The following is a 13770-nucleotide window of genomic DNA, read 5'->3' on the forward strand; positions in this document are numbered from 1 at the left end:
GCGGTGCCGAGCAGCGCGGCGCGCGCGGCGCTGCGGCTGCGGGACGGGGAGGAAGAATCTGGGGAATGTCGTGTCACGCCGGGATCACCTTGTGCGGAACGATGGGAAGGGCGGCAATCCGGCCGCCGTGCTGGAATGCGCGGCGGCCGGACGGGAGGCGGATCAGAAATTCTTCTTCACACTCGCATACCAGTAGCGCGGGTTCGGCGAATAGAGCGAGCCCATATAGCCGAAGGCACTTGAATCGAGTGGCGGCCGGGCATTCGTGATGTTGCGAACGCCGACGCGGAGCTGGGTGCCGTCGGTGAAGCCGCCCTTGAGGTCGTACTGAAGATAGAGATTGCCGGTCGTATAGGATTTGAGCAGCAGATTCTCGCCGCTCACCGAAATGTCATTGTCCAGCACGCTGCCCGTGTAGCTCACAAAGCCACCCGCGGTGAACTGGCCGAGCTTCCAGGTCAGCGAAGCCGAGCCGCGCCACTTGGGAAGGCCATCCTGACGGATGAGGCTCCCGCCTTCGGGAATAATCGTGTCGATGTTGATCGTTCCCGCCGCGCGAGCATCGAGCAGGGTCTGGATGTCGGGCGAGGCATCGCGGAAATATTTGAGCAGATAGGCGGCGTTGGCGCTGAAGTCGAAGGTGCCGATGCCGGTGTCGCGAACCGAAAGGTTGAAGCCGAAGTCGATGCCGCGAACCGTCTGCGGTTCGAGGTTGCGGTAGATGTCATCGACATATTGGACCGACCCGACCGGCGCGATGCCGGTGCCGGCGAACAGGGCGATATCGTCGGCGGTCGGCGCGGCGCGGACGACATTGGGATCGGTCGAGCCCTGCAGCCGCTGGAGATAGTCGTTGATGAGCGCATTGCCCTCGCCATAGACGCCGACGATCCCCTTCTGCTTCACCTGCCAATAGTCGACGGTGAATGTCGTGCGAACGCTGCCGCTGTTGAAGATCGGCGGCTGGAGCACGGTGCCGACGGTGAAGGTGGTCGAGGTCTCGGGCTTGAGGTCGGGATTGCCCGCACGGCGGCCCGTGGTCACGAAGCTCTGCGCGCAATTGCCGAAGCTGGTGATGCGACCCGCGCGCAGATCTGCCTCGCAGCGGATATAGTCGGTGCGGCTATTGCCGCGCGTGACGATCGTGGCGTTGGTCTGCTCGAGGTTGGGAGCGCGGAAGCCTTGGGCCCATGAGCCGCGGATCCGCCAGCCCTCGAACAGGTCCCAAGCCGCCGCGACCTTCGGCTTCGAGATGCTGCCGAAGTCCGAATAATGTTCGTAGCGGCCCGCGAGCTGGAGCTCGAGGCTGCGGATGAGCGGAATGTCCATCTCGGGTGCGATGAGCGGCACCGCAAGTTCGGCATAAGCCGCAAAGACGGTGCGTGAGCCCTTGGTGTCGGGAGTCGGGCTGACCCCGAACAGGTCGCTGTCCTGGACGATCCCGGTGACCGTATCGGTCCATTTGGTCGTGCCGTCGACGCGTTCGTCGCGATCGTCGAGCTGGGAATCGCGGCGGAGCTCGCCGCCGATCGCCATGCCGACATTGCCTGCGGGCAGCGCGAAGAGGTCGGCCTTCGATGCCTTGAAATCCCACATGGCAAGCGTCGCCTTGCCGCGGCGCACGCTCTTGATGCGGATCGCGTCGAGCGCGGCCTGGTTGCTCGGGCTCGTGTCGATGCCGGTCGGATCGGCGGGGTTGCCGCCGTTGAACGGATTATAGGCGTCCGGGGTCGAGAGGGCGAGATTGCGCTGGAGCAGGGTCGCGCTGATCCCGTCCTGCACGTCGCGCACGGAGGCTTCCGAATAGACCGCCGCGGTCTCCCAATGGAAGCCGAGCGCTTCGCCGCGCAGGCCGAGCAATGCGCGGAACTGGCGATTGGTCACATCGACGATCGTCGGCCCGAGGTCGGTGAAGCGATAATTGGTCATCGTCACCGGGAGGCCCGCGGCGGGGGCATCGATGCCCGCGAGGCGGTTCGGATTGACGCTGCCATTGGCGAAGGTGACGGGGCCGAAGGGGTTCCAGTAGTTTGACGACGGGATCGACATGCGGATCGAACCGATCGTGAAGACGCTGTCCTGCACGCTGCGTGTCTTGCCATAATAATAGCCGGCCTCACCGAACAGGGTCACGCTGTCGGAGAGGTCATAATGGCCGCTCGCGAACAGGTTGACGCGGTCGAGCTTCGGCGAGATCGAGATCGGATAATTGGCCTGCCCGTTCCAGCGCGTGTTGCGGTCGGCACCGGTCGTGGCGCGCGTGCCATCGTCGATGCAGATATCGCCTGCGAGCGTCGCCGAGCAGCCGCCGTTCGCGGTCGGCTGAAGCGAGAAGACGCCGGCGTTGGTCGTGATATTGGTTGCGCCGCGGCGGACGCGCGCACCGGTCGTGAAATCGCCCCAAGGCGACAGGGGGCTGCGGTCATCGAGCGCATTATTGCCCGCGAAGACGGTGCCCACGAAATCGGGGAAGTCGCGGTGGTCGGCGGTCGCGGTGAAATCCTGGTCCTGCGAGGTCAGCGCGGTGCGCCGCGTATAGTTGAACAGGAGCGAGATATTGCCACGGTTCTCGGCGAGATCCTTGCCGAGATAGCCCGAGGCGTTGAATTCGCGGAGGCCAGTGCCTTCGGCGCCGCCATATTGGAGTGACAGGCTACCGCCGTTGATATTGTCGCGCAGCACCGTGTTGACGACCCCGGCAACCGCGTCGGTGCCGTAGAGCGCTGCCGCGCCGTCGCGCAGCACTTCGACCCGCTGGATGCCGTAAACTGGGATCGCGTTGGTGTTGTATGTGATGACGGGGGCGAGCGAGGCGCTGGCCTGGCTGCCCGGATGCTGGACGACGCGGCGGCCGTTGAGGAGCACGAGGGTGTTGCCGACCCCGAGCCCGCGCAGATCGACCGAGCCGATATCGCCGCGGGCGAAGTTGCTGCTCGTCTGGCCATTGCTGCTGTTGAAGGACACGTCGCCCATCTGCGGGATCGATCGGAACAGGTCATCGCCCGAGACCGCGGCGGTGGCGGCGATCTCGCTCTCGCCGACGACAGTGACGGGAAGCGCCTCGGTGATCTTCGAGCCGGCGATGCGGCTGCCCGTTACGACGATTTCGGAACCCGCGGGGTCGGCGGAAGCGGCCTCCGCGGAGGCGGTGTCCTGTGCAAAAGCGGTGCCGGCGCTCGCAAGGCACAGTGACGAGGAAGCGAGCAGCAAGGCCCGGCGAAGCGGCAAGTTAAGCTTAAGCATGCAATGTCCCCTAGTTGTCGACCCTGTGTCGTCCTCCATGCGAGCGGATGGATCGTTGACGCCCATCTCATTTCGCTTTGACGCAACGCCGGTCGATATCCCCACCGCGATACGGCAGAAAGTTTCAACCGGCTGCGCCCGAAGGCAATTTTATGTGGGGAGAGCCCATAGCAGCCTAAGGATGATTGTCTATTATTTTAATCGACAATCTCAATGACCGCATCGACCTCGACCGCGAAATTGAATGGCAGCCGGTAAACGCCGATCGCCGAGCGCGCATGTTTGCCCGCCTCGCCAAAGACGTCAACGATGAGATCGGAGCAGCCATTCATAACCGACGGGATTTCGTAAAATTCGGGCCCCGCCTGGACATATCCGCCGAGCCTCAGGACGCGCGCGACGCGGTCGAGGTCGCCCGCTGTGGCCGCCTTGAACTGGGCGATGAGGTTGATCGCGCAGAGCCGTGCGGCCGTAATGCCGTCGGCAAGGCTGCAATCGACGCCGATTGTGCCCTTGATGCCGCCCTGCGCCTGCGTCGAGAGCTGGCCCGAAATCTGCACGATGTTTCCCGAGCGCGTCGACGAGACATAGTTGGCGACGGGCGGGCAGACTTGGGGCAGCTTGATCCCGAGACTGGCGAGGCGGCTTTCGATCTTGGGCATGATTACTCCTTGGTTGCGAGAGAGGGGCGTTGTTCGGCCGGAACGGGTTCGGCGGCGGCGGCTTCGCGCGCCATGCGGCGGCCTTCCCAGCGGTCGATGACGGCAGCGGCGACCGAATTGCCGACGACGTTGGTCGCCGAGCGGCCCATGTCGAGCAGATGGTCGACCGCGAGGATGAGGAGCAGCCCCGCCTCCGGCAGCTTGAAATAGGCGAGCGTGGCCGAGATCACGACGAGCGAGGCGCGCGGGACCCCTGCCATGCCCTTCGACGTCACCATGAGCAGGAGCAGCATCGTGATCTGCTGGCCAAGGCTCATGTCGATGCCATAGGCCTGCGCGATGAACAGCACCGCGAAGGTGCAGTACATCATCGAGCCGTCGAGATTGAAGCTATAGCCGAGTGGTAGGACGAAGGAGACGATGCGCCTGTTGACGCCTTGCTTCTCGAGCTCCTCCATCGTCTTCGGATAGGCTGCCTCCGAACTCGCGGTCGAAAAGGCGAGCAGGACGGGGGTACGGATACCCCGGAACAGGCTGATGGCGCGCGGGCCGATGATCGCGAGCGTGGCGAGGAACAGCACCAGCCAGAGCACGCCGAGCGAGAGATAGAAACCGGAGACAAAGCCCGCATAGGTCACGAGCACCCCGGGACCCTGCGTCGCGACGGTTGAGGCGAGTGCGGCGAAGATCGCGATCGGCGCGGTCTTCATTACGAAGCCCGTGACTTTGAGCATGATCGCGGCAACCTGTTCGACGAGCGCGAGCACGGCGGGAGCCTTGTCGTCGATCGCGGCAACCGCCGAGCCGACAAGCACCGAGAAGACGACGATCTGCAGAATCTCGTTCTCGGCCATCGCCTGGACGATGGACTGCGGAATGAGGTGCGTGACGAACTGCCTGAGCGAGAAGTCCCCGGTCGCGACGACACCTGCGGCGTCGCCGGTCGGCAGGTCGAGCGCGAGGCCCGCGCCGGGCTGGAGCAAATGCACCATGACGAGCCCGATCGAGAGCGAGACGATCGAGGCGCCGATGAACCAGCCCATCGTCTTTGCGCCGACCCGGCCGATCGCTGCGGCGTCTTCCATATGGGCGATGCCCGTGACGAGTGTCGCGAAGACCAGCGGCGCGATAATCATCTTGATCAGGCGCAGGAAGAGGTCGGTGAGAATCGAGAGATTGTCGGCGATTTCTGCCGCCCTGGTGGCGGGGAACTGGGAATTGACGAACCAGCCCGCCGCGATGCCCGCGACCATGGCGAAGATGAGGATGAAGGCGAAAGCTCTGTTCATGACTGTTCCGTTCCGGCTTCGCCCCGGCCCGGGGCGTACAGGAGGCAGAGACGCAGGCGTGCCGGGGTTCCGCAGCAGCAATGCGGTCGACAAGCGCATTTTGTTGCGACATGGCGTCCCCGGACCGAACGGGATGGTGGGGACATCCGCTGCCGCTGCGTCAAAGCAGGACAGGGTGATATTCAGACAATCGAGGAGACGCGCGTGGCCAGTTTTCGGAAGATGCTCGTAGCAGGAACGGCTATCGCCGCGGGACTTGGCTGGGCAAGCCAGGCTGTGCTTGCCGAGCCGGGCGATGGCCTTGTCGCGATCACCGGCGCGACGATCTTCGATGCGACGGGCAAGGATCCCTATCGCGGCACGGTGGTCGTGCGCGGCGGGCGGATCGAGGCGGTCGGCGCCGACGTCAAGGTCCCCAAGGGGGCACGGGTCATGCGGGCTGACGGCAAGGCGCTGCTCCCCGGCTTTATCGATGTTCATACCCACTGGTCGCCGGCGGGCTCGCCCGGAACGCTGCCGCAGATTGCCAACGCCTATCTTGCGAGCGGCGTGACGACGGTGAATGACTTTCACCAGCAGCCCGAAGCTTTCGCGCCGCGCCGCGCCTGGCTCGCCGATATCTATGCCCCGCACGTCAATTTCGTCGCGCGGATGAGCACGCCGGGCGGGCACGGCGCCGATTGGGGCGACACCAACACGACCAAATGGGTGGCGACCGCCGAAAGCGCGCGACGCGAAGTGCAAGCGCTCCAGGCCTACCGCCCCGACTATATCAAGGCATTCGCCGACGGCTGGCGCTACGGCCAGCTGCCCGAGGAAACCTCGATGAATGTCGAGACGCTCGCGGCGCTCGCCGATGAGGCGCACAAGCATGGACAGCGCGTGCTCACCCACACGGTGACCGTCGAGCGCGGCAAGATCGCGGCCGACGCCGGTATCGACGTGATCGCGCACAGCATCCAGGACGGCGTGCTCGATGCTGACGCGACCGCCCGGATCAAGAAGGCGGGCACTTTCTACGCCCCCACGCTCGCCATCTACCAGCTGAAGCCCGACGAGATCGGTCCCGGGCGCAAGGACGACCCCGCGACACGGCAGCGGATCCGCAAATATGGCTTCGCCGAAGAGAATGTCCGCAATCTCCATGCTGCCGGCGTGACCATTGCGGTCGGGACCGACGCAGGTATCGGCGGCGCCAAGCATGGTGTCTCGACGCTCCAGGAAATGGAATTGCTCGTCGCGGCCGGCCTCACGCCGAAGGCGGCCCTGCTCGCAGGCACCTCGAACAGTGCGCTCGCGCTCGGTCTTTCGGGTGATCGCGGGACGATCGAGAAGGGCAAGCGCGCCGATCTCATCCTCATCGACGGCAAGCCTTGGGAGACGATCGGCGACGTGGGGAAGATCGACCGCGTGTTCGTCGACGGCAAGCTCGTTTATGGCGGCGGCGTCAAACCGCCCGCAGGCAATCTCGCCACGACGCTGCCGGCCGCGCCCGCCGCCGCGCTGATCGACGATTTCGAGCGCGCCGATGGGCGCAGCTCGCTCGATACGCTGCGCCTGACCGACATGGACGGCGGCGTCGAGCGCTCGTCTGTGGTCACGAACCGCGTGACGCATATGGGCGGCAACGGATCGGCGCTCGCCTTTGCGGTGCAGATGTCCCTCAAGGACAAGCCCGAGGGCGGCGTTCTCGTGCCGCTCAGCCGCGGTTCGGTGCGCCCGGTCGATGCACGCAAATTTGCGGGGGTCCGGCTCGATATGCGCGGCGCGGGCCGCTATCTCCTCGTCGTCAACACGCTCGCGGGCGAATTCACCGCGCCGATTGAGGCCAAGGAAGGCTGGTCCGAACTGCGCGTGCCGTTCACCGCGCTCGTGGCGACGCGGCCCGGCCGCGGCGTGGCCCCGTCCTGGCGCGGCGACGATCTCGTGCAGGTCGGTGTCGTCGTTCAGCGCGACGCGGGCGCCAGCGCCTGGGGTGAAATCGACAATCTGCTTTTCTACTGACCCCGCCGCGGCCGCGAGGCCGGGAAATCCGCTCGCCTAGCGGTTCGCCGCGGCACCGGCGCGAAGCTGGTGCCGCGGGCGAGGTCGACGGGCATTTCCAGCCCGCGCCGCGTCCCGACATCGTCGCGGCGCGTTCGCGCATCTGAATCCCGGACGAACCGCGGCGCCAGTGCGCGGCGGCCGGTGAAACGCGCCGCGATGACGCGCCGCGATAATGGCGCGCCTTCGCGCACGGCCGCGGGCGGCGTTGGCAAGGAAACCACGCGAATGGAAAATGGCTGGTGGGGTCATCTCGCCCGGCTGCGTCTCTACCCACGAGGGCGGGTCTTTCAGGCCGAATCAAGTGCCCGCCCTCACCTCAAAGGAGCCGCTGCCCGCCATGACCGCGAAACTGTCCTTCCAGCCGCCCCTTGCGCGGACCTGTCTCACGGCCGCGGTCGCGGCGGGGCTACTCGCCATATCCGCCGGCTCCGCCGCCCAGGCGCCCGCGAACAATCCCGTCCAGCCCAATGATCGCCGCCCGTTCCTCGCGCCCGGCGCGCGCACGAGCGACGATCCGGTGCGCATCCCGCTCAAGCCCGTCGCCGAGACAGGCCCCGAACTCGTCATTCGCGGCGGACGCCTGTTCGATGCGGTCAGCGGGGGCGTCCGTTCGGCGACCGTCATCATCCAGGGCAACCGGATCAAGGCGGTGCTGCCGGCGGATGCGACCGGCTGGGGCGCCGACGCGCGGATCATCGACGCCGCCGGCAAGACCGTGATGCCAGGGCTGATCGACATGCATACCCATGTCACCTATCCCGACCGCGCGACGCCGATCGACGAACAGGCGAGCGAGGGCGGCGGGACGCTGCGCGGTCAACGCAACCTGCGCTATTTTCTCGAATCGGGCTTCACATCGGTGCGCGACCTCAACGGAGTGAGCAACGCGCCCTTCCTCCTGAGCGAATGGAGCGCGGCGCGCATGATCCCGGCTCCCCGCGTGTTCGCGGCAGGCTGGATCATCACCGGCACCGGCGGTCATGCTACCGAGCGCCCGGTCAGCCCCAGCCATGGTCCCGACTATGCCAAGGAAGTCGATGGGCCCGATGCGTGGCGCGCTATGGTGCGTAAGGCCTTCAAGGAAGGCGCGAGCGTCATCAAGATCGCGAGCCATTTCGCACCCGACGAGGTTCGCGCGGGCATAGAGGAAGCGCATCTCCTCGGCCTCAAGGTCACCTGCGACTGCGAGACCATCTATACCGAGATGGCGGTCGATGCAGGCATCGACATGATCGAGCATCCGTTGCCGCGCTCGGACGCGGCGATCGCCAAGATGGCGAAGAAGAAGATCGCCGCGGTGCCAACATTGCAGGTCTACCAGAATCTGCTCGACCGCGCCGGCGGCTTCTATGGCTCGACCTCGCGCCGCTTCACGATGACGAGCCAGGGCAATTTCGACGAATTCAAGAAGATGAAGGCTGCCGGGATCGTCATGGGCATCGGCACCGACTCGATCGGCGATGCCAGCCTGATGGTGCCCAACAGCTATATCGCCGAGCTCAAATGGTTCGTGCGCGGCGGCTATTCGGTCACCGACGCGCTCAGGGCAGGGACGATCGTCAACGCGCGATTGCTCGACATGGGCGACGAGCTTGGCAGCATCGAGCCCGGCAAGCTCGCCGACATTATCGTCGTTGATGGCCGCCCCGACGAGAATCTGGATGATTTGTCGCGCGTCGAGCATGTCATCAAGGATGGCCAGTGGTTGATCGAGAACGGCCGGCTCGTCACCCCGCGCCATATCTCCACTCCGCTCGTCAAGCCGTCGCCGCCGGCGGACCTGAAGTGACGCTGCCACCGCCGGCGACCGCTGCGCTGACACGCGTCCTCCCGCTCGGCCTGACGGCGCCCGGTCAGGTCACCGCGCTCGATCGCTAGCCGCACACTGCCAACCAAGAGGGTCCTGATTTATGAAACGACTGGCTGCCGCTGCCGCCTTTGCGTGGTTGATGACGACGAGTGCCGCGATCGCGGGTCCGGTCCCGACACCGAAGGAGGTGCTCGGGCACGATATGGGCGAGGACCGCTATGTCGCGAGCTTTAGCGAGACCGAGACCTATTGGAAGCGGCTCGCCGAAATCAGTGACCGGATCAAACTCGTCGACATCGGCCCGACGGTCGAGAAACGGCGCCAGCTCATGGCGATCGTCTCGTCGCCCGAGAATCTCGCATTGCTCGACAAATATAAGGATATTTCGGAGCGGCTCGGCCGCGCTGAAGGACTGACCGACGAGCAGGCCCGTGCGCTCGCCGCCGAGGGCAAGGCCGTAATCTGGGTCGACGGCGGCATCCATGCCAGCGAGACACTCACCCACTCGGCGATCATCCAGCAGGTCTATGACCTCGTGAACAGCGACGATGTCGAGGCGAAGCGCATCCGCGACAATGTCATCATCCTCTTCGCGGCGAACAATCCCGACGGGCAGGAGCTGGTCGCCAACTGGTATATGCGGATCAAGGATCCGGCGAAGCGTGAAGCGGGGTTCGAGAGCCTGCCCAAGCTCTACCATGCCTATGTCGGCCACGATAACAACCGCGATTTCTACATGGCCGAGATGCCCGAGACGCAGAATATCACGCGCGTCCTGTTCCGCGACTGGCGTCCGCAAGTCGTGCTCAACCAGCACCAGACCGGCCCCGCGGGCACCGTCGTCTTCATCCCGCCGTTCCGCGACCCGTTCAACTTCAACTTCGATCCGCTCGTGATGACGAGCCTCGAAGAGGTCGGGGCGGCGATGCAGTCGCGCCTCCTCGCCGAGGGCAAGCGTGGGGGCACGTCGCGCGACGGGGCGCATTACGACACCTGGTATAATGGCAATCTTCGCTCGATCTCCTATTTCCACAATGCGATCGGCATCCTCACCGAGACGATCGGCAAGCCGGTGCCGATCGATATCGAACTGGTCCCTGAACGCCAGCTTCCCGGCAACAACCAGCCAGCGCCGATCGCGCCGCAGAAGTGGCATATCGGCCAGTCGCTCGAATATAGCATGACGATCAACCGCGCGGTGTTGAGCTATGCCGCCGCGAACCGCGAGAAGCTGCTCTTCAACATCTACCGCATGGGCGCGAACAGCATTGCGCGCGGCAACGAAGACAGCTGGACGATGACCCCGACGCGGATCGCCGAGATGCATGCCGCCTCGGCGGCGACCGGTGCGAAGCCCGTCGCGACCCGCACGCGCGGCAGCAGCTCGATCGAACCCCGCTTCTACGAGGCGGTCATGCGGAACCCCGCGAACCGCGATGCGCGCGTCTATGTCATCGATCCCGGCCAGCGCGACCACCCGACCGCGGTCCGCTTCCTCAATGCGCTGATCAAGCTCGGGGTCGATGTCGATCGCGCCAGCGCGTCCTTCGCCGCGAACGGCAAGCAGTATCCCGCGGGCACCTATTTCGTGCGCACCGCGCAGGCCTATCGCCCGCATATCCTCGATATGTTCGAGCCGCAGGACTATCCCGAGAATTTCGAATATCCAGGCGGTCACCCGATCCCGCCCGCCGACGCGACAGGTTATACGCCTGCCGTCCAGATGGGGGTCGGCTTCGAGCGCGTGCTCGACCCGCTCGACGTGCCTTCCGAGCGTGTCTCGACCCTGCTTTCGAACAATCTGGGGCGGATCGTCGGCACGGGCAAGGCGGGCTATCTCGTCGGGCATGGCGCGAACAACAGCTTCATCCTCTCCAACCGGCTGCTGAAGGCCGGTCAACCGGTCTCCTGGCTGTCGCAGCCGGTATCGGTCGCGGGCGGTCCGCGCGAACCCGGCGCACTCTGGGTGCCCGCGACCCCGGCCGCGACGCGCATCGTCGAAACCGCGGCCGCCGAACTCGGGCTCGACGTCGAGCGTGCTTCGGCGGCACCAGCTGGCGAGCGCTCCGCCATGAGGCGGCCGCGCGTCGCGCTCGTCGATATCTATGGCGGGCTCATGCCGACGGGGTGGATGCGCTGGATTTTCGACCAGCATGAATTCCCCTTCACCATCGTCTATCCGCAGCAACTCGATGCCGGGAAGCTGCGCAAGGATTTCGATGTCGTCATCCTGCCGCACGCTGCTTTCCAGCCCCAGGCGGCGCGGGCGAGCGGCGACGGCATGTTCCGCGGGCGCGAAGACGACAAGCAGCCGAAACCCGAAGACATCCCGGCCGAATATCGCGGCTGGCTCGGGAAGGTGAGCGCCGAAAAGACAATCCCGGCTTTGCAGGCGTTCGTCGATGCCGGCGGCTCGCTGATCGCGATGGGCGGCTCGGCGCAGGCGGTGGCGCAGGCGATGGGCCTACCGGTCGAAGACGCGGTTGCCGAAACGGTCGATGGCAAGACCGCCCGCCCGCCGCGCAGCAAATTCTATGTGCCGGGCGCGCTGGTCGAAGCGTCGGTCGATCCTTCGTCGCCCTTGACGTACGGGCTGCCCGGCAAGGTCGATCTCTTCTTCGATGACAGTCCGGTCTGGAAGCTCAAGCCAGGCGCTGCCGGCGTTCAGGTGCCGGTGCGTTTCGCCGGCGTGCCGAAGCTGCGCAGCGGCTGGGCGCATGGTCTCGAAAGGCTCGATGGCGCTGCCGCGATCGTCGAGGTCGATCGAGGCAAGGGTCGAATCATCCTGATCGGCCCCGAGGTCGCGCTGCGCGCGCAAACCCACGGCGCGTTCAAGCTCCTGTTCAACGCCATCTATCTCGGTGCGGGCCATGACCGGCGTTGAGGCTAAGACGAAGGCCCGCGCGCGCGGCGGCAGCGAGACGGTCGCAGCTTCGGCGCTTGCGGCGGACGCGCCCGCGAAGCGCGCGCACGCGCTCCAGGATTTGAGCTGGCCGGAGTTTCGTGCGCGGCTCGCCGGCAACCCGCCGATCCTGCTTCCACTCGGCAGCCAGGAACAGCAGGGGCCGCACGCGCCGATGGGCGATTATGTGCTTGCCGAGCGGCTCGCGCTGGCGGCTGCCGAACGCGCGGGCGCGATCTGCGCGCCGGTGTTGCCTTTCGGCCATGCCGACTTCTTCCGCGGCGCGGCGGGCGGCGTCCAACTTCGCGCGGCGACCTTCACCATGTTGCTTGAGGATATGGTCACCGCCTTCCTCGATCATGGGCTCAGCCATATCATCATCTGCAACGGGCATTCGACCAACGCGCCGCTGATCGCGCAGGTCGCGCAGAAGGTGCGGCGCGAACGCGGCATCATGATCGCCTCGCTCAACCTGTGGCGGATGATCCCGGACAGTCTCTGGGACGAGGTGCATGACGCGGGAAGCGCGCGGGCGCGCGGGCATGGCGCCGATCCGGTGACCTCGGTCGGGCTGCATCTCACTCCCGAACTGATGCGCATGGGCGCGGCGCGACCGGCGATGCGCTCGAACGTCTTCGGCCTGCCGTCGACGAGCCAGTTCGCGGGCGTGACCTTCGACGGCTTCGAGGTCGCGCTGCCGCTCGATGTCACCGAAGTCGCGTCGAACGGGGTCGGTGCGGGCGATCCGACGCTCGCTTCGGGCGAGGCCGGCGCGCGCTTCACCGACTGGATCATCGGCGCGGTCGCCGACTTCATCACGCATTTCCGGCGCTGCGATCCGGCACGTCCGCACCTCGGGCTCCAGCCGTCATGAGCGATCCGATTGCAGACCCGGCGCTGGCGGCGGCCCATGCTCAGCTTCTCAGCGCCGCGAAGGGCGCCGCTGTGGTGCGCGCCTTCTTCGATCCCGCTACCTCGACCATTTCCTATGTCGTCCACGACCCGGCGACGATGCGCGGCGCGGTCATCGACAGCGTGCTCGACTATGATGCGGCCTCGGGGCGGACATCGACCGCGTCGGCCGAAGCGATCGTCGCGCATGTGCGCGAGGCCGGCATTGCGATCGACTGGCTGCTCGAAACCCATGCGCATGCCGACCATCTCTCGGCGGCGCCCTGGCTCGCGAAAATCCTCGGCGGTACGATCGCGATCGGCGAGCATATCCGCGACGTCCAGGCGGTGTTCGGGGACATCTTCAACGCCGGCCCCGCGTTCCGCCGCGACGGTTCGGACTTCGACAGGCTCTGGGCCGATGGCGAGCGTTTCGCAATCGGAAGCCTCCCGGTCGCGGTCCTCCACGTCCCGGGCCATACACCGGCGTGCGTCGCTTATGCGATCGGCGACGTCGTCTTCGTCGGCGATACGATGTTCATGCCCGATTACGGCTCGGCGCGCGCCGATTTTCCGGGCGGCGACGCGGCCCAGCTCTTCCGCTCGCTGCGCCGCATTCTCGAGCTTCCCGGCGATACGCCGCTCTTTCTGTGCCACGATTATCTGACCGTCGATCGGAAGGCGCATTGCTGGGAAACCACGGTTGCCGACCAGCGCGCCGCAAATGTCCACGCGCGCGACGGCATTTCGGAGGATGAGTTCGTTGCGCGCCGCCGCGAGCGCGACGCCGAGCTTTCTATGCCCGCGCTGCTGCTGCCCGCTGTGCAGATCAACATGCGCGCCGGGCGGCTACCGCCCGCGGAGGACAATGGTGTCGCTTATCTGAAGATCCCGATCGACCGGCTTTAAGCGCCGGCGACCCTTACG

Annotated in this window: 8 protein-coding genes; 5 read left to right on the forward strand and 3 right to left on the reverse strand. The window is 65.9% G+C overall.

Annotated elements, in window-relative coordinates; translation table 11 throughout:
• Positions 1-162: 162 nt before the first annotated feature.
• From ACSYDV_RS14585 to ACSYDV_RS14595, 3 genes are all read right to left on the reverse strand, one after another.
• A complete protein-coding gene (locus tag ACSYDV_RS14585; protein WP_438324537.1) occupies positions 163-3243 on the reverse strand; it encodes a TonB-dependent receptor domain-containing protein in 3081 nt (1026 codons plus the stop codon).
• Positions 3244-3440: 197 nt separating this feature from the next.
• Positions 3441-3905: a RidA family protein gene (locus ACSYDV_RS14590; protein ID WP_438324538.1), complete on the reverse strand. Its 465-nt coding sequence runs from the start codon at positions 3903-3905 to the stop codon at positions 3441-3443.
• A 2-nt stretch (positions 3906-3907) separates the two neighbouring features.
• Entirely contained in the window at positions 3908-5194 is a 1287-nt protein-coding gene (locus ACSYDV_RS14595) for a dicarboxylate/amino acid:cation symporter (protein ID WP_438324539.1), read from the reverse strand.
• 204 nt (positions 5195-5398) lie between these two features.
• Between ACSYDV_RS14595 and ACSYDV_RS14600 the strand changes: the two genes are divergently transcribed.
• The 5 genes from ACSYDV_RS14600 (at position 5399) to ACSYDV_RS14620 (ending at position 13752) form a co-directional block, all read left to right on the forward strand.
• On the forward strand, positions 5399-7198 hold the full coding sequence (locus ACSYDV_RS14600) for an amidohydrolase family protein (protein WP_438324540.1): 1800 nt from the start codon (positions 5399-5401) through the stop codon (positions 7196-7198).
• 379 nt (positions 7199-7577) lie between these two features.
• Positions 7578-9029, forward strand: a complete 1452-nt coding sequence (locus ACSYDV_RS14605; RefSeq protein ID WP_438324541.1) for an amidohydrolase family protein — start codon at positions 7578-7580, stop codon at positions 9027-9029.
• 121 nt (positions 9030-9150) lie between these two features.
• Positions 9151-11934: a M14 family metallopeptidase gene (locus ACSYDV_RS14610; RefSeq protein ID WP_438324542.1), complete on the forward strand. Its 2784-nt coding sequence runs from the start codon at positions 9151-9153 to the stop codon at positions 11932-11934.
• Positions 11921-12826: a creatininase family protein gene (locus tag ACSYDV_RS14615; protein ID WP_438324543.1), complete on the forward strand. Its 906-nt coding sequence runs from the start codon at positions 11921-11923 to the stop codon at positions 12824-12826. The genes ACSYDV_RS14610 and ACSYDV_RS14615 overlap by 14 nt, the downstream gene beginning before the upstream one ends.
• Positions 12823-13752: an MBL fold metallo-hydrolase gene (locus tag ACSYDV_RS14620; protein ID WP_438324544.1), complete on the forward strand. Its 930-nt coding sequence runs from the start codon at positions 12823-12825 to the stop codon at positions 13750-13752. The genes ACSYDV_RS14615 and ACSYDV_RS14620 overlap by 4 nt, the downstream gene beginning before the upstream one ends.
• The last annotated feature ends 18 nt before the right edge of the window (positions 13753-13770 follow it).

The organism is Sphingopyxis selenitireducens, from assembly GCF_051550705.1.
GTDB lineage: Bacteria > Pseudomonadota > Alphaproteobacteria > Sphingomonadales > Sphingomonadaceae > Sphingopyxis.

Coding starts and splice junctions, on each gene's coding strand:
- ACSYDV_RS14610 (WP_438324542.1), top strand. CDS start 9,151: ATGAAACGACTGGCTGCCGCTGCCGCCTTTGCGTGGTTGATGACGACG.
- ACSYDV_RS14595 (WP_438324539.1), bottom strand. CDS start 5,194: ATGAACAGAGCTTTCGCCTTCATCCTCATCTTCGCCATGGTCGCGGGC.
- ACSYDV_RS14615 (WP_438324543.1), top strand. CDS start 11,921: ATGACCGGCGTTGAGGCTAAGACGAAGGCCCGCGCGCGCGGCGGCAGC.
- ACSYDV_RS14590 (WP_438324538.1), bottom strand. CDS start 3,905: ATGCCCAAGATCGAAAGCCGCCTCGCCAGTCTCGGGATCAAGCTGCCC.
- ACSYDV_RS14605 (WP_438324541.1), top strand. CDS start 7,578: ATGACCGCGAAACTGTCCTTCCAGCCGCCCCTTGCGCGGACCTGTCTC.
- ACSYDV_RS14585 (WP_438324537.1), bottom strand. CDS start 3,243: ATGCTTAAGCTTAACTTGCCGCTTCGCCGGGCCTTGCTGCTCGCTTCC.
- ACSYDV_RS14620 (WP_438324544.1), top strand. CDS start 12,823: ATGAGCGATCCGATTGCAGACCCGGCGCTGGCGGCGGCCCATGCTCAG.